The 18,490-nt window shown below is 40.2% G+C and carries 5 protein-coding genes; all 5 read left to right on the top strand.

The window, feature by feature from the left end; translation table 11 throughout:
* The 5 genes from ACSVDH_RS28330 to ACSVDH_RS28310 all read left to right on the top strand — a co-directional run bounded on the left by ACSVDH_RS28330 (window position 1) and on the right by ACSVDH_RS28310 (window position 18,487).
* Window positions 1-729 (top strand): thioesterase II family protein, encoded by a 729-nt coding sequence (locus ACSVDH_RS28330; protein WP_439250883.1) that lies wholly within the window; start codon window positions 1-3, stop codon window positions 727-729.
* Window positions 710-6,475 (top strand): non-ribosomal peptide synthetase, encoded by a 5,766-nt coding sequence (locus ACSVDH_RS28325; protein WP_439250881.1) that lies wholly within the window; start codon window positions 710-712, stop codon window positions 6,473-6,475. The genes ACSVDH_RS28330 and ACSVDH_RS28325 overlap by 20 nt, the downstream gene beginning before the upstream one ends.
* Window positions 6,465-10,679 carry a beta-ketoacyl synthase N-terminal-like domain-containing protein gene (locus tag ACSVDH_RS28320; RefSeq protein WP_439250879.1) on the top strand — a complete coding sequence of 1,405 codons (4,215 nt, stop codon included), beginning with the start codon at window positions 6,465-6,467 and terminating at the stop codon, window positions 10,677-10,679. The genes ACSVDH_RS28325 and ACSVDH_RS28320 overlap by 11 nt, the downstream gene beginning before the upstream one ends.
* Window positions 10,680-10,693: 14 nt before the next feature.
* Window positions 10,694-15,175 carry an amino acid adenylation domain-containing protein gene (locus tag ACSVDH_RS28315; protein ID WP_518617450.1) on the top strand — a complete coding sequence of 1,494 codons (4,482 nt, stop codon included), beginning with the start codon at window positions 10,694-10,696 and terminating at the stop codon, window positions 15,173-15,175.
* A 156-nt stretch (window positions 15,176-15,331) separates the two neighbouring features.
* Window positions 15,332-18,487: a cyclic peptide export ABC transporter gene (locus ACSVDH_RS28310; protein WP_439250878.1), complete on the top strand. Its 3,156-nt coding sequence runs from the start codon at window positions 15,332-15,334 to the stop codon at window positions 18,485-18,487.
* The last annotated feature ends 3 nt before the right edge of the window (window positions 18,488-18,490 follow it).

Raw genomic sequence — 18,490 nt, 5'->3', positions numbered from 1 at the left:
ATGAGAAAGCTTGTTCTTTTTTGCTTTCCTTATGCAGGCGGATCTGGGGCGATCTTTCATCATTGGTCCAAGTACTTGCATCCAAGCATTGAACTTTGCCCCATTGACTATGCAGGAAGAGGCAAGAGATTTCAAGAAAGCTTCTATCAAAATATGAACGAGGCCATAGATGACCTTTTTGATGTTGTACATCCTTTCATTTCTAAAAATCATTATTCCTTTTTTGGACATAGCCTGGGTGGACTTATCGCTTATGAACTTTGCAAAAAAGTGGCTAGTGAATCCTGTCGTCCTCCAGAACACCTCTTTTTGTCAGGCATAAAAGCTCCCAATCAGTTAAGAAAAAAGAAAATTCATCATCTTCCAGAAAAAGAGTTCAAAGAAGAACTGTTGGAACTCAATGGCACACCATTAGAGGTTCTTAACAATCAGGAGCTGATGAACCTGTTTATCCCGGTTTTAAGATCTGATTTTAAATTGATTGAAGAATATGAAGGTGACCAAGTACGTGCAAAAATAAATACAAGCATTACGGCCTTGTATGGTGATAAAGACAATATGTCAAGAAATGACATGATGAAATGGAGGGATTTTACGGCAAAAGACAGCAGAATCATTTGTTATCCAGGAGGACATTTTTTTATTCGCGAGCACTACAAGGAGATCATAAAGCTGATCAATTGTACATTGGCTGAGAGAGGAGACATTTATGAGTACTCAAACTTATAATGCAAATTTGGTAACAGAGGAAGAACAATTCTGGTTGAATAAGCTATCTGGAGATTGGGAGATGAATAGTTTTGCACAAACTGCTAAAAAGAACGAGCTGAAAGATGCTCAGCATGATACTTTTACCTACCAATTTCCAAAGGAGTTATCAAGGAAAATTATAAAAATAAGCAACCAATCTGAAACTGGTTTGTTCATCATCCTGATGTGTGGAGTAAAATACCTGCTTTCCATCTATTCGAAAAATGAAGATGTCTCGATCGGTACTCCAGCTATCCAAGCGAAAACAGGTGCTGCTTATCAGGACCATCCTCTGATTATCCGCAGCAAGGTTCAAACCGGTATGTCATTTAAAGAGCTTCTTTTCAATGTTCAACATACGATTGCTGAGGCCCATCAAAATCAAAAAGTGTCACATGATAGGTTAGCGGCATTATTATGCTTTGAGAATGCTACTAGACTAAGGCCCCTGACTATTGTTCAGCTGGAAAACATTCAACCGAATAAACCAACTTATGCTCGATCTGCTGATACTATCTTTCATTTTACTTGGGATGGAAATGACATTGAGTGCTCAATCGCCTTTAAAAAAGACATAGGGGAAATAATTGAGCAGATAACGGATCAGCTAACACATTTCTATCAGAAAGTAATAGATTCTCCAAATATATCCCTTTCTGACATTGAGCTTTTATCGGAAGAGAAGAAACGTATTTTACACGAGTTTATTGACACTGGCACTGAGTTTCCGATGGACAAGACTGTTGTTGAGTTGTTTGAAGAGCAGGTATCCAAAACGCCTCAAGAAACGGCAATCGTTTTTCAAGGGAAAAAGCTATCTTATGAGGAGCTAAATAAAAGAGCGAATCGTACAGCAAATGAATTAGTCAAAATAGGAGCGAAGGAAGGAAAAATCATAGGGCTGATAATGGATAGGTCGCTTGAGCTTCCAATCAGTATATTAGGAGTATTGAAGACTGGGGCAGCTTATTTACCTATCGATCCAAACTATCCAAAGGAACGTATTGAAAAAATCATAAGTAATTCGAACGTAGATATTGTGGTGAAAGACAGCCGTTATCAAAAGCAACTGATGCATCAACAAACAGCCTTTATTGATGTAGATGTCATTTGTCAGAAGGATTTACCAGCTGAGATGGAAAAGAATCTAAATCTGCCCCTCCAACCGGACGGATTACTTTATGTTCTTTATACCTCTGGAAGCACAGGTGAACCTAAAGGGGTAATGGTAAAGAGAAATTCATTTGCAAACCTGCTTCACTGGTACACAAATGAATTTGATATGAACGAAACAGACAATGTTTTATTAATTGCTCCGATTAGTTTCGACACGGCACATAAAAATTTTATTGCTCCATTAATAAAAGGGGCGCAATTGCACATTTTTGAACCGGGCGTTTATGATTACAACAATATGTCCGATTATATTCACTTACATAAGATTACGAGTATCAATTGTACGCCGAGCGGCTTTTATCCATTGGTTGAATACAATAAAGAAACAGATTATATCAGGCTGGCATCACTGAAACATGTCTTTTTAGGAGGTGAACCTATTCATTCTAAAAGGTTAAAGCCTTTGGCAGAATCATTAAACTTTACCGGAGAAATCGTAAATACATATGGGCCGACCGAATGCACTGATATTTCATCCTTTTATCGGATAAAGGATGAAGAATTGATTGAACGAAAAGAAATTCCAATTGGAAAGCCGCTCAATAATGTGAAGATCTATATCGTTGACCATCATTTAAGACTCCTGCCTATTGGGGTTATTGGAGAGCTCTGTATTAGTGGGGCAGGATTATCAAAGGGTTACTACAATGCCCCGGGTTTAACAAAAGAGAAGTTCGTCGATTTTCCTGCAATCCCTGGGAAAAAGGTTTATAGAACAGGAGATTTGGCGAGGTGGACTGCTGATGGCAATCTAGAATTTATCGGAAGAAAGGACAATCTCACCAAGATAAGAGGCTTTAGGATAGAGGTCGGAGAAATTGAGGCATGTCTTTTGAAGCATCATGAGGTCGAGGAAGCCGTCGTTGTTGCAAAGGAAGATCGTCAAGGTACCAAAGAGTTATGTGCTTATTTTGTGGCTAAGTCGGATATACCAGCTGTCGAATTAAGAGATTTTCTCATGAAACGATTGCCGGATTTTATGATTCCTGCTTATTTTACACAATTGAACAAAATGCCGCTTAATCAAAACGGAAAAATTGATCGAAAAAAACTTCCTGAACCTGAATTAAAGGCAACGGTAAGTTCTATTTACGTTGCTCCTGAAAATGAGCTGGAGAGAAAAATTGCTCAAATTTGGGGTGAAGTACTACAGCTAAAAAAAGTCGGACGTTATGATCATTTTTTTGAAATAGGAGGTCATTCGTTAAAGGCGGCTTCTGTTGTATTGAAAATCAATCAAGAATTTTCAGCAAATCTGCAAATGAGTGAAATGTTCAAACAGCCGACCATTAAGGATCTAGCTAGTTTATTAAGTGAAAACCGTCAATATGAAACAGCAGGCATTTTGCCTGTCAAAGAAAGAGCGTATTATCCCGTCTCATCTCAGCAAAAACGTCTGTATATCATGTGGCAGCTTAACAAGGATTCATTGGCATATAACTTACCAACTGGAATCATGATCGAGGGGGATCTTGACACAGCTGCAATACAAAAAACCTTTCAGATTCTCGTAAATCGTCATGAAATTTTACGTACATCCTTTTCCTTTGCAGATGGACAGCTGGTGCAGCATGTACATCCTATGTTGGCAATTAGTGTAAATTGTATAGAGGCCGACCAAGAGCGGCTTATGGAAGTTGTAAGGAGCTTGATCAAGCCCTTTCATCTTGAAAAACCGCCTCTTATAAGAATAAACCTCATAAAAATCCAAGAAAATCAGCATTTGCTAGTAACGGATGCTCATCATATTGTATTTGATGGTCTCTCTATGGATGTATTAATGGAGGAATTTACTGAGATTTATGAGGGGAAAGATCTGCCAAACCTTAAGGTGCAGTATCGAGATTACGCAGTATGGCAAGAACAGTTTTTTCAGACTGAGCATTTTAAGCGTAAAGAAAAGTATTGGTTGGATCAACTTTCAACACATATTCCGTCACTTGAGTTAAGGACTGATTATCCACGAAGGCCAGTTCAGAAAAGTGATAGTGATCTCATAACGATCACAGCAAGCAGCGATTTGACTTCAAGATTAAAAGAGGCAGCTATGGAGAATGGAACGACCCTCTATATGATGTTACTTTCTGCGTTAAATGTTTTGTTTGCCAAATATACAGGTCAGGAAGAGATTGTGATCGGCTCACCTACAGCAGGAAGGTCGCGGCCAGGCTTGGAAAAAATGATTGGAATGCTGGCAAATACGGTGGTGATGAGAAACTTTCCGCGCCGTGAAAAATTACTTCGGGAATTTATTAATGAAGTGAAGAATACGACACTTGAAGCACTTGATCATGAGGAATACCCGTTTGAGGTTTTGGTCGATCAGTTAGGTGTTCCGCGGAATACAGGCAGAAACCCGGTATTTGACATCGCATTTTCCCTTGATCGTCAAGAGGATTTCGTTAGGAATAGTGGTCATTTAGCTTTTCGCAGCTGGCCGATAGAAAGCAAGATGGTTCAATTTGATTTATTCTTACATGCTCTGGAAACGAATGAAGACCTTACGCTGAAATTTAAGTTTCGCACCGATCTTTTTAAAAGGGAAACCGTGGAGAGAATCGCTGGTCATTTTCTTCATTTGTTAGATGAAATGACGATAAAAGGAAATAGCCCGATAAAAGAGCTTGAATTGATATCAGATGAAGAAAAACAAATGGTTCTTTCTGAATTTAATGAGACAAAGGCCGAATTTTTCTATGATAGGACCGTGCAGGAAATCGTTGAACAGCAAGCAAAGGAGAGGGGAGCCAAAGCGGCGGTTTTCTGTAACGGCAAGGAATTTACGTACACTGAGCTAGATGAAAGATCGAATCAACTGGCTAATCTGTTAAGAAGCAAGGGAGTCAAAAGAAATAGCATCGTTGCATTGATGGTGAGACCTTCATTCGAAATGGTAATAGGAGTTCTGGGAGTGCTAAAGGCAGGGGGAGCCTTTCTGCCAATTGATCCTAATTTGCCGCCTAACAGGATTTCGTATCTAGTAAAAGACAGCCGTTGTCAGTTGATCCTGACAACGAATACAACACTAGAACAGGAAGCCTTTGACCAAGAATTCATTGAATTAACGAATGAAATGATGAGCAAAGAAGACAATTCCCAACCTGAAAATATCAATCAACCAGATGATTTAGCATATGTGATTTATACGTCTGGAACGACCGGAAAGCCAAAGGGTGTGATGATTGAGCATAGAAATCTAGTCAATCAATTGGTCGGGTTAATTGAGACCTTGCAGTTTGATGAGGACTTCCGACATTTGCTGCTTGCCAAACTCACATTTGATGTTTCTGTGCAGCAGATCCTTCTGCCGATTCTTTCTGGAGGAACGCTTTATATCCCTGAAAGAGAAGTGATGGCAGAGCCAAAGGAGCTTTGGCGCTATATAAAAGATCATCACATTAACATGCTTGGTGCTGTTCCTTCCCATCTAAAGGTTTTAATCCATAATCATAAAATGGATCATGAGCTTCGCTGCATTTTTGTGGCCGGAGAAGTATTCACGAAGAGCCTTTACGATCAATTGCGCAGTTCGGTTCATGCCGAAAAAGTGATGAATCTTTATGGGCCGACAGAAGCAACAATCTTCTCAACTTCTTACTGTTGTAATGGAACTGAAGCAAGTTCTGGCATGCCAATAGGAAAACCGTTGAGTCATTATCGGGCCTATATTGTGGACAAGGATCTTAAGATTGTGCCGTTAGGGGCCATTGGGGAGTTATGTATTGCAGGAGCAGGTGTGGCAAGAGGCTATATCAATAACCCAAGTTTAACAAAAGAAAAGTTTATCCCCGATCCATTTGTTCCAGGTGAAAGGATGTATAAAACAGGAGACCTTGCAAGGTGGCTGCCTGACGGGAACATTGAGTATTTAGGAAGGATTGACCACCAAGTAAAGATTAATGGCATCCGAGTGGAGCCAGATGAAGTGAAAAACCATCTTTTGGAATTTGGTGCATTCGAGGATGCAGTTGTTATTACAAAGCAGAATCAACATAAAGAAAACTATTTATGTGCTTATTTTGTAACGAATAAGGATGTTAATCTGTCAGATTTACGAGATTACTTGAAAATGAATTTGCCGGAATACATGATTCCTTCTCATTTCGTGAGGCTGGAAAAAATGCCGGTATCATCTAATGGGAAAATTGACGTGAGGGTGCTGCAAGAAAGGAAGGATGATCAAGATGTGTTGCCTGGAGCAACTTCCCCTGCCCCGGACACACAATTGGAAAAAACGATTGCGGAGATATGGAAGCAGGTTCTTGGTATTCACCATGTGGGAATCCATGATCACTTTTTTGATCTTGGCGGAAATTCACTCAATATTGTTCAGGTTAATGAGCGATTAAAAGAAGTGTTCCAAATTGATCTAGCTGTTGTCACGCTATTCAGGCACACAACCATTGCTGACTTGGCCAAGCATGTAAAATCGTTGGATATGGAAAATGAAGCTCAAACTTCAAATACAGATCGAGTGCAGGTGATGGAGGCATCGAAATCCAGGCTAAAACAGAGAAGACAAAGAAAGAGGGATTGGAATGAATCATAGTCATTCACCAGTAGAAAATGGAATGGAAGTTGCAATTGTCGGGATGTCATGCAGATTTCCCGGGGCAGATCATATCGATACCTTCTGGAAAAATTTAAAGAATGGCGTAGAATCCGTTTCACTTTTCTCTGATGAGGAACTGCAGGAAGCAGGGATTGATCAAGAAACCCTTCAACACCCAAATTACAAGAAAGCCGGAGGAGCCATCTTTGGCACAGAATGGTTTGATTTAAATGTATTCCAATATTCCCCGAAAGAAGCGGAGGTAATGGATCCGCAGCTGAAAATCTTGCATGAATGTGCATGGGAAGCGTTGGAGCACAGCGGTTATTGCCCGGATACCGTAAAGGGACTGATCGGTACGTATATCGGCTGTTCTACAAATTTGTATTGGTTGGACACTGTTTACCGCCATGCAACCGGCTTTTTAAAAGAAGCTGAGTTATTAAATGGCTCTCAATTCTTCAGCACTCGATTATCACATAAGCTAAATTTAAAAGGTCCGAGCTATACCGTTCAAACTGCCTGTTCTTCTTCATTGGTCGCTGTTCATTTAGCCTGCCAAGCTTTGTTAAGCGGGGATTGTGATATGGCTTTGGCGGGGGGAGTTTCCATTACCTTACCAGAGAAAAGAGGTTATTTTTATCAGGAGGGAATGATCCTTTCTCAAGACGGAAAGTGCAGACCATTTGATGCCAGTGCCAGGGGAACGGTGAATGGCAACGGCGCGGGTATTGTTGTGTTGAAGCGACTTGAGGATGCAATTGCATCTGGAGATTTTATCCATGCGATTGTAAAAGGCTCTGCCATCAATAATGACGGTGCCAATAAGGTAAGCTTTACAGCACCAAGTGTAGAAGGACAAGCAGACGTTATCAGAACAGCCCATCACATCTCAGAAGTTGAGCCTGAGAGCATATCCTATGTTGAGGCACATGGCACCGGGACGATACTAGGCGATCCAATTGAGGTTGAGGCCCTAAAATTGGCGTTTAACACAGAAAAACAAGGGTTTTGCGGAATTGGATCAGTAAAAGCGAATATCGGGCATCTTGATAATGCTGCCGGTGTGGCTGGTTTCATTAAAACAGCCATTGCCTTAAAGAACCGGATGATCCCGCCTAGTATTAACTACGAGAAGCCTAATCCTAAGATTAACTTTGAAAACAGTCCGTTTTACGTAAACAAGGAACTAACTAAGTGGAATAATCGGGGCTATCCATTACGGGCTGGGGTGAGTTCTTTTGGTATGGGAGGAACAAATGCACATGTCATCCTTGAGGAGGCACCAGAAAGAGGAAGTTCGGATCAGGGGAGAAAGTTTCAATTGCTCTCATTTTCCGCGCAAACGGAAAAATCACTTGAAGACCAAACAAAGAAGCTTGCTGGTTATTTAAATCAGGAGGATAACGTAAAACTGGCCGATTTAAGCTACACACTGTTAACTGGCAGAAAAAACTTAAAGTACAGAAGAATGCTGGTGGTTTCTACTAAAGAAGAAGCAAAGCGCGAACTGCTCAGCCTTGATCCTGCAAAGGTACAGACGGTGATGGATGACGGCAGCAATAAGCAAATGATCCTTATGTTTCCTGGGCAGGGAACACAGTATGTCAATATGGGCTTGGAGCTCTTTAGAGAGGAAAAGGTTTTTCGTGATGAGATGAATCGCTGTTTTCATCTGTTGGAGGAAATTAGCGGATTGAATTGGCAGGAAGTGATCTATCCATCTGAGATCAACGGCAAGATTGATCAGACCCTTTATACTCAGCCGTCGCTTTTTGCTTTTGAATATTCATTGGCAAAAATGTTAATGGAATACGGTATTCGACCAGACGGCATGATCGGTCACAGTATCGGAGAATATACAGCTGCATGCTTAGCCGGCGTATTTTCCTTGAAAGATGCCTTAAAGCTCGTTTATGAACGAGGGAAGCTTATGCAGCAATTGCCAAAGGGAAGTATGGTAAGTGTGATGGCTTCCGGGCAGGAAATCATGCCGTTTCTTAGTGAAAAACTATCCATTGCGGCAGTGAACGGCCCCTTCGCTTGTGTTGTTTCAGGTCCAAATGAAGAAATCATCCTGTTTGAGGAGCAACTGGCAAGCAAAGGCATGTCTTATAAAAAACTAGCAACCTCACATGCCTTTCATTCTAGCATGATGGAGCCCATTTTAGAGGCTTATAAAGAGAGACTTAGAGAAATAGACTTTCATCCGCCTAGCATTCCCTATCTCTCGAATGTAACGGGTGAATGGATTACGGCAAGCGAAGCAACTAGCCCTGACTATTGGGTACATCATCTTCGCCACACAGTACGGTTTTCCGATGGGATCAGCCAGCTTTTAACTGGCGGAGATTATCTATTCGTTGAAGTTGGGCCAGGCAGGGCACTAAGCACATTGGTAAGACAACAATCTCGCGGAAAATTATCCACTTCTATTGTGAATACAGTGCGGCATCCCAAAGAAGAGGTTTCCGATGAACAGTATTTGCTGCAAACGATCGGCAAGCTTCATATGCAGGGTGTAAAAATAGATTGGTCCAGCTATTTTGCAAATGAAAAAAGGCACCGCATTCCTTTGCCAACCTATTCTTTTGACAGGAAGCTATATAGGCTGCATCAAAATGCTGAGCATGATGTCCCAGAGGCACCTTATATAGAAGAACATCCGGCTGAATCGAAGCAAGCAAGCTCCTCTCCAGATGGGAAAGAGCAAAAGATTATCGAGGCATTCAAGGATGTTACCGGGGTATATCCTATTAGCCGCCAAGATGATTTCTTTGAAATAGGCGGCAGCTCATTGACCGCTGTCAATGTTGTTGCAAGGTTGCAGAAGGATTTTGATATTTCAATTAATCACTTATTTCAATATCCGAGAGTGTCTGACTTGGCTAAGCATATGACTGATAAGAAAGCAAGCCATAGAGTCGATAAAGCTGCGTTGGCAAAATATCTAACCGCAAGACGGAAAAGTCATCGCCTAGTTGAGGATGAAACGATGCAAGAATTGCGTCATGTCTATGAAAACAAGAATAATAGGTATGTGGAAGCAGATCTTTCCCGTGAACGGAACTATAAGGAAATCCTGTTAACAGGAGCAACCGGTTATTTAGGAGCTTATCTGCTTTATGAATTATTAACTAAGTTTAATAGCTTTATCCATTTGATTGTAAGAGGTGACAATCAAGCGGCAGCGGAAAAACGACTAAAAGAAAAAATATGCTCTTATTTCGGCCCTTCCTTTTATGATGAGTATAAACAAAAAATCGTCGTTTATAACGGAGACTTAACTAAAAAGGAGTTAGGGTTGGATCGGATAACCTATCAATATCTTAGTGAAACAATCGAATGTATCATCCATTCAGCCGGCAATGTTAGTCATTTTGGAAATGAAGCTGAATCCTATAAAGCAAATGTAGTGTCAACGCAACATATGGTTGATTTCGCGCTTTCAGGCTCTCGAAAAGATTTCAACCATATTTCCACATTGGCAGTAGCTTCTGGGGTTGTTCTTAACAAAAGGGATATTTTGTTTACCGAGTATGATGATGATTTAGGGCAAACCATCGAACATCCCTATCCAAAGACAAAGCTTCAAGCAGAAAAGCTTGTCATGGAGGCAAGGAATAAGGGAATAAAGGCAAACATTTTCAGAGTTGGAAATATCGTTTTTGACTCTTCATCAGGCAGGTTTCAGGAGAACATCGAGCAAAACTCCTTATATACGATGATGAAATCCTATCTCAGGATCGGTCTTGTTCCCGAGATGGATAGGGACACAGATTTTTCATGTGTAGATGATGTTAGTCGAGCCATTATCAATCTGTTTGCAAAAGAAGCTTTAATAAATGAGACGTATCATATTTTTAATCCAAACTATGTTAGCCTAGCGGATATCTTGACAACTCCAGGCTTAACAATTGACGTTAAAGAAGTGTCTATTGAAGCATTTATCGATTACATCTTTGATGAAAAACAAAGCGAACGGTTTGCTTCAGATTTATATGCGCTCCAACTTCACAGTGTAGGCGAGGACTTAACCCTCACCGAGGAATCAATACAGACCATCTTCCATATCCTTGCTGATAAAACGAACCAACTATTGGGCAGGACGGGCTTTGTTTGGAATGATCTAAATGAGCGAATGATTAAAAAAATGATTGAGCATGGTCAGAATGTGGATTTTTTCAGTAAAACAAAATGAGGTGGTATTTTCAAATGGATCATACGCGGTTTTTTTCATTGACTCACCCTCAAAAACGAATTTGGTATATGGAAAAAATTTATCCAAATAAGCCGCTCCATAACATCGGGGGTATCGTATTGATTAAAGGCAACGTGAATGTTGTCATCCTGAAAAAGGCAATCAATGAATTCATTAAAGCAAATACTGGAATCAGACACTGCTTTTTAGAAAGAGATGGTGAAGTCTATCAATATATCGCTGACTATCAAATGTTCGATGTGCGTCAAATCGAATGTAAAGGAAGACAGGAGCTGGACGAGTGGGTAAATCAAGAGGCGCAAAAACCTTTTTCGCTTCATTCAAGTGAGCTCTTCGACTTTGCTTTGTTTCACTTGCTGGATTCAAATGAAGGAGGATACTTTGTTAAGGTTCATCATCTCTTATCAGATGGGTGGTCAATGAATCTCTTAACCGATCAGATCGGTACGATCTATATGAATCTCTTAATGGGTGAGGAGTTAATCGGTCAATCGGGCATATCCTATCTTTCCTATCTTGAAAAAGAACAAGCATATTTAAGGTCTGATCGCTTTCTTAAGAATAGACAGTTTTGGCAGGCTAAATTTCATACCCTTCCTTCTTCCTTTGAACGGGTTGAATTAGATTGTTCTTCCGGAATCCGAAAGACGTACTATTTATCAAAAAGCCAGTCGGCTAAAATTAATCAATTTGCTGCTGACCATAACGTTTCGGTCTATGCCTTTTTTGTTGGGATGTATTATGCATATCTTCAAAAGGTTAAGAAACAGGATGATTTGATTGTTGGCATGCCAGTATTGAATCGTTCGGGAAAAAAAGAAAAAGAGATTTTTGGTATGTTTACAAGTACAATGCCTTTCCGTCACAAGGTAGATCTCGATTTAACGGTAGAGGATTTTATGAAGGGAATTCATCATGATTTGATGCGTTGTTACTTTCATCAAAGATATCCCTTTGACCTGCTCATGCAGGATTTGCAATTGAAGAAAAAGGGCTATGGCGATTTGTTTGATACATGCATCAATTATTACAATACAAATCTGCAGACGGAAGTAAATGGAACGCCTGTAGAAAATATGGAGTTTTACAACGGAAAACAATTATATTCACTCCAGCTGATTATCCGGGAATGGTCCGGAACGGGTGAATTTCAATTAGATATCGACTATAAGGTTTCAAACTATGAGGATAAGCAAATTGATCATATGTATCGTTGCTTCGTTCATTTAGCGGATCAAATGCATCAGAATCCCAATAGAAAGCTTGCAGAACTTGAGCTTATGCCTGGTGAGATAAGAAACAAGCTGCTATATGATTTCAATTCTACAGATGCAGATTATCCTAAGAGTAAAACCATTTACCAGCTTTTTGAGGAACAAGCAGAAAGAACACCGAATCGAACAGCTCTTTGTATGGAAGACCAGACAATGACCTATAGGGAATTAAATGAGAAAGTAAACCAATTGGCAAGATATTTAAGAGGAAAAAATGTAAAAAGAGGAAAAATAGTGGGAATATCAACCAAACATTCCATGGAAACGATCATTGGAATGTTAGGAATTATGAAGACGGGAGCGGCCTACTTGCCGATCGATCCTGACTATCCATCTGAACGGATTCTTTATATGTTGGAGGATTCGGGAATTGAGCTAGTTTTGACCAACTTTGACATCTTGAATACTTGGGGGATGTCTTTAGACAAGGTGGAGATTGTCGAGCTGACTTCAGCTGATCTATATAAAGGGGAAGCTGAAAATCTTGCACCGATGAGTGGTCCATCTGACCTTGCTTACATGATCTACACATCAGGCTCTACAGGAATGCCAAAGGGTACGATGATTGAGCATAGCGGTCTGGTCAATTATATATGCTGGGCGAAGAAGGTGTATGTCGGTGAAAGTGAAGAAGAGGCTTTTCCATTTTACTCCTCCCTTGCATTTGATCTGACGGTTACTTCGATTTTTACACCGCTCATTAGCGGAAATCAGATTGTCATCTATCCTGCCGATAATCATGAATATGTGCTCTATAAAATATTCAAAGAATCGAAAGCAACCATTATCAAATTAACTCCTTCCCATTTATCACTCTTGCAGGATCTCGAGCTAAAGACGTGCTCAATCAAGACATTCATTGTTGGAGGGGAGGATTTAACGGTTAGCCTTGCTTCAAGTATACAGAGCCAATTTGGCCATGATCTAAAAATTTTCAATGAATATGGACCAACTGAAACGGTAGTAGGGTGCATGATTCATCAGTTTGATCCAATACGGGATACAAGGGCATCAGTACCAATTGGCAAGCCTGCGCAAAATACGAAGATCTATTTATTAGATTCAGACCTTAACCCTGTTCCAGTGGGAGTGATCGGGGAGATCTTCGTTTCCGGTGATGGCGTTTCAAGGGGTTATCGTAATAAGGTTGAATTGACAAGAAAAAGATTTATTTCAAATCCTTTTTCACCAGGGGAGCGAATGTACCGCACAGGCGATTTAGGAAAGTTTATCGATGAATACAGTGTAGAATACGTCGGGAGAGCAGATGATCAAAGGAAGATTCGCGGCTATCGGATAGAAATGGGTGAAATTAAAAACGTGATGATCACCCATCCAAGCGTAAAAGATGCTGTCGTAATCGATCAGAAAAGTGAAAATGCAACCACATATATATGTGCCTATTATGTAAAGAAGGAAGAGGTTTCTTCAGCTGAATTATTCAGATTTTTGGAAAAGTTTTTACCGGTGTATATGTTGCCTTCCCATTTCATACCGTTAAAGGAAATTCCGTTAACGATTAACGGAAAAGTTGACCGCCATGCACTTCCTGCACCTGAAGCAGCTGTAAACGAAGCAGTTGAAAATGGAATGGAAGAAGTTTTAATAAAAACAATCGGGCAAGTGCTGCAGGTTGAAAACGTAACGATGAAGGACAACTTTTATCATCTTGGGGGAGATTCGATCAAAGCGATTCAGATCACCTCAAAGTTAGCTCAGAAGGGCTTTAAAATCAAAACAAAAGATATTTTAGCTAATCCAGTCATTGAGGCGATGGCATTACATATTGAAACAGCTTGCAAAGAAATGCGAAAAAACAGGCACTGTGTTGGCAAGGTAGATAAATGGCCGACTGCTTCTTGGTTTTTCGCCCAAAACATGGAAAATATTCATCATTATACCCAGTCTGTTTTATTAAAGGTTAAAGGAGACCTGAAGAAAGAAATTCTTGAAGATGCCCTGCAGTTATTGGTTTCACATCACGACTCTTTCCGTATGAATTATCAGCCGAAAACAGAAGAGCTTTATTTCAACGAAAAACATATCCTTCCTAAATTTGAGTTAAAATCATTTGATTTATCAAGTTTTTCGGAGCAGGATCAACTTGTTTATATGGCTGAGATTGGGGAGTTGCTGAAGTCGAGCTTTAATATTGAAAAGGATTTTCTATTAAAAGCATGCGTATTTGAACTAGGGAGATATGGAAAACGGTTTTTGATGACAGCACATCACCTGGCAGTTGACGGTATTTCGTGGCGTATTATCCTTGAAGACCTGAGCCAGCTCTATAAGCAGATTGAAAAGCAGGAGCCGGCACTTTTGCCTGTAAAAGGCCATTCCGTGCAGGATTGGGCAATTGAACTGAAAAATTTCGGTGCAGCCATTACGGAAAAGGAAAAACAGTACTGGGGCCGTATCAACCAGCAGCCGGTAAAAGGGTTTAATGATTTTGACTTAGGTCCGGACAAAATGGAGCATTGTGACACATTGGTTCAAAAATTATCAGAAGCTGAATCGCTTCAACTTCTGCAAAAGGCGAATGAGGCGTACCGAACAAAAGCGGATGAATTAATGGTCATCGCACTTTCCATGGTACTGGCTGATTATAGCAAATGCAGTGAGGTGATCATTGAGGCAGAAGGTCATGGGAGAGAAGAGATTGCAGATGGTATGGATGTCTCAAGAACTGTTGGATGGTTTACAAGCCTGTACCCGATTCTTTTAAAGGTAGAAAAGACAGATTTATCCGAACAGATCAAGCATTTAAAGGATCAGCTTCGGACAATCCCTCATAAAGGTCTTAGTTACGGGGTGTTAAAGCATATCACAAAAGAAGGGGGAAACGACAATCAAAAGCTCGTCCGATTTAACTATCTTGGTGACTTTAATGCTTCATTTTCAACTAGCTTATTTGAATTTACGGACGAATATTCAGGTAGAGAAAGCAGCATAAAAAATGAAATCGATTGTTTGCTGGAAATCGTTGCATACATGGTTGATAACAAGCTGAATGTATCCATCACCTATAGCAAAAACAAATTCAAACGCGGAACCATCTCCCAGTTTTTCTATGATTACATAAACCAATTGAGAGAATTGATCCAGCACTGCAGCAAAAGAAATCAAACAGATTTTACACCATCAGATTTTGAAACAGTAAATCTCTCGACTGAAGAGCTTGAGAGTATATTTAACAGTTGAACCCCGCATGAAGCTTCACTTTGTCCCAATCTTAACGGGTAGTATAACTAAAAACCTCCACTTCAAGATTCAAGGAGCAATTATGAAGAGAAGTGGAGGATAACAGCACGTAAAGATCCGATAAGCTCACTTTATGAAAGGGGGGAGTATTTCGTTATGGTAAAAGGAAAAATCATCTTAATGGCTATGGTCGTTTTGCTGTCTTTGCCGTTAATAGCTAGTACTCAGATCGTCAACGCGGAAAATAATGAAGCAATGTTATCGAAGGATGATCAAGAAAGACTGGATGAATTCATTGAACACCAAATGGATGAAGGCAAAATCCCGGGAATGTCGTTGGTAGTGGTAAAGGGTGACCAAACCGTTTATAAAAAGGGATTTGGTTATTCAGACCTTAAGGAAAAGAAGCCGGTTACTGATCAAACGTTATTTGAGATTGCTTCAAATACAAAGGCGTTTACAGCTCTTGCCATCTATCAGCTTGCTGAAAAAGGACTGCTCCGTTTGAATGATTCGGTCAGTAAGTATTTACCATGGTTTCAAATGAAATATGAAGGTGAGCATCAAGGCAGCAAGCTCAATGAGAATGTGGAAATAACGATCGAACAGCTCTTGCATCATACAAGCGGCATCCCATTCAATACGATTGGAAGGATTCCGATAGCAAGTGATGACAAAGCCTTGGAAAATACGGTTAGAGGGCTTGTCAATCAATCGGTGGACACCTATCCAGGTGAGCAATTTGTCTACTCCAGCATAAATTATGACATCTTAGGACTGATTATCCAGGAAGTCACAAGCCAATCTTATGAATCATACGTTCAAACAATGATTTTAAACCCTTTGAAAATGGAACATACCCATTTGTTCAGAGACGAAGCAAGCAGATTTGATTTGGCAAAGGGCTATAAGATCGGATTTTTAAGGCCAAATGAGTATGATGCGCCAATCTATAGGGGCAATACTCCCGCAGGTTATATTATCTCAAATGCGAATGACATGGAAAGATGGCTACGCGCACAGGTTGGGACTCTAGAGGACATAGATCGTCAGGACAAAGCAATTCAACAAGCGATTAGGCAAACACATCTGCCCAACCGTTCAGTTTCCCCCTCTACTGATGGGTCTTCCTATGCTGGAGGCTGGGAGGTTTACCAAAATGGTTCCGGCGAAATTTCCCATACTGGAAGCAATCCTACTTATTCTTCCTTTGTTGTATTTCGTCCCCAGGAGAAGCTGGGCGTCGCCATTTTGGCCAATATGAATTCCGATTATACGCAAAGCATTGGGCAGGGAGTTATCAATATTCTTCTTAATAAAGAAATGCCAGCTGAACCAAAAGATATGTACCAAAGTATTGATTCTTTCTCTTTTACCGTTTTATTGTTTATGGTTCCATTTTCTTGCTTAACGATTTACTTCATGGTGCGAGTCATCATGCAGGTGGTTCAGAAAAAAAGAAGCTTGGAAGCAAACAAAGTGAAACGGCTTGGCGTTCCAATGATTTCGATGCTCTTTTTGTTGGCTGCCGGGTATTCCCTTTATAAAATTCCAGCTTTGTTTTTTTCAGGGCTTTCTTGGGATTTTGTGTACGTATGGGCACCAATTAGTATGATGGTTGCCGCATGGGCATCCATGGCTGGAATCTTCCTATTTTGCAGCTATCTGTCGTTGATCTCAATTTATCCGAACACAGTAAATAAAACTAGGAATTTGTTTCCGCTCTTTGTGTTAAGTGCTGCGAGCGGCTTTGGAAATGCGTTTATCATTTTTATCATTAATGCTGCCTTAAACAGGCCTGATTTAGAAGCAAATAATCAATTGTTTTTATATTTTGCAATGGGAATGATCGTTTACGTACTTGCCCAAAAGCTGGTGCGAACCCAGTTAATAACCCTTACAAATAACTTGATTTATGAGCAAAGATTAAAGCTATTGAACAAAGTTCTGGAAAATCCATATGAGAAAATTGAACGCACGGAATCAGAAAAAATCCAAACCGTATTAAATAATGATACTGAAGCGATCTCAAACTATGCTCCATCGATCATCACCGGCCTGACCGATTCGATTACTCTCCTATGCTGCTTGGTTTATCTCGGAGTCATCAATATTTACGGGCTTTTCATCTCGATTGGCGTCATTCTCGCTGCTGCGGGATTCTATTATGCAGCAGGAAGATCAGCCAACAAATTATGGGAGCAAACAAGAAATATTCAAAACACGTTTTTTCGATATATCAACGATCTTATTGGCGGTTATAAAGAATTAAGCCTTGCGAAATCAAAGCGCGAAGAGTTTAAAGACGATATGAAAGAAAGCATTAGTGAGTATAAGGAAAAACGGATCCAGGGCGGACTGAAATTTGCAAATGTCTTCATCATTGGCGAATTGCTGTTTGTTCTCGTTATCGGTGCTGTTACCTTTTTATTTCCCCTGCTTTTTAAAGAAGTACAAAGCGATTTTTTAAGAAGCTATGTTTTTGTCTTTCTTTATATGACTGGACCTATTCATAGTATCTTAAATGCAATTCCAAACGCCATTCAAATGAGAATCAGCTGGAGGAGAATAAATGAGTTTTCCAACTACCTCGAAATTGCCGGTGCCGGACAAAAGGAAGCTGCTGGTTTAGCCGAGCCTGCAGAAAGTGTGACGGCTGCGTACAAAGGAATAGGCTATCAATATGAGAATGAGCATGGAGAGTCATTTGAGGTAGGCCCGATAGATGTTCAATTCAAATCAGGAGAAATCGTGTTCATAACAGGTGGGAATGGAAGCGGCAAATCCACGCTTGCCAAACTGCTTACCGGCTTGTATTCATCGAAGAGCGGGGAGGTAATGATTAACCATCAACAAGTGGACCAAGAAGAGATTACTGAATTGTATTCGGTGATTTTCAGCGATTACTACCTATTTAACAAAGTTTACGGCATCGATTGCAGCTCAAGGGAAGAGGAGATCAAGCATTATTTACACACTTTGCGCATTGATGACAAAATTCAAATTCAAGATGGAAAATTTAGTACGACAAAGCTTTCAACAGGTCAACGAAAAAGACTGGCTTTGTTGATTAGTTATTTGGAGGATAAGCCGATCCATTTATTTGATGAATGGGCAGCTGATCAAGACCCGGAATTTCGTTCTTTTTTCTATATGGAATTATTGCCTGATCTAAAGGCAAAAGGGAAATGCGTGATTGCTATTACTCATGATGATCGCTACTTCCATCTTGCAGATAAGGTAATCAAGATGGAAAGAGGAAAGATTGTGGAAGAAGTGCATCCAAATGAGGAAATGAAATCATTCATCTAAAGG

The organism is Metabacillus sp. Hm71 (assembly GCF_051842955.2).
Classification (GTDB): Bacteria; Bacillota; Bacilli; order Bacillales; family Bacillaceae; genus Metabacillus.
The sequence above is the reverse complement of the archived record's forward strand: the minus strand, read 5'-3'. Positions and strand labels throughout refer to the sequence as shown.

Excerpts from the sequence above, each read along its gene's own strand:
- ACSVDH_RS28330 (WP_439250883.1), top strand. The coding sequence starts at position 1 with ATGAGAAAGCTTGTTCTTTTTTGCTTTCCTTATGCAGGCGGATCTGGG.
- ACSVDH_RS28325 (WP_439250881.1), top strand. The coding sequence starts at position 710 with ATGAGTACTCAAACTTATAATGCAAATTTGGTAACAGAGGAAGAACAA.
- ACSVDH_RS28320 (WP_439250879.1), top strand. The coding sequence starts at position 6,465 with ATGAATCATAGTCATTCACCAGTAGAAAATGGAATGGAAGTTGCAATT.
- ACSVDH_RS28315 (WP_518617450.1), top strand. The coding sequence starts at position 10,694 with ATGGATCATACGCGGTTTTTTTCATTGACTCACCCTCAAAAACGAATT.
- ACSVDH_RS28310 (WP_439250878.1), top strand. The coding sequence starts at position 15,332 with ATGGTAAAAGGAAAAATCATCTTAATGGCTATGGTCGTTTTGCTGTCT.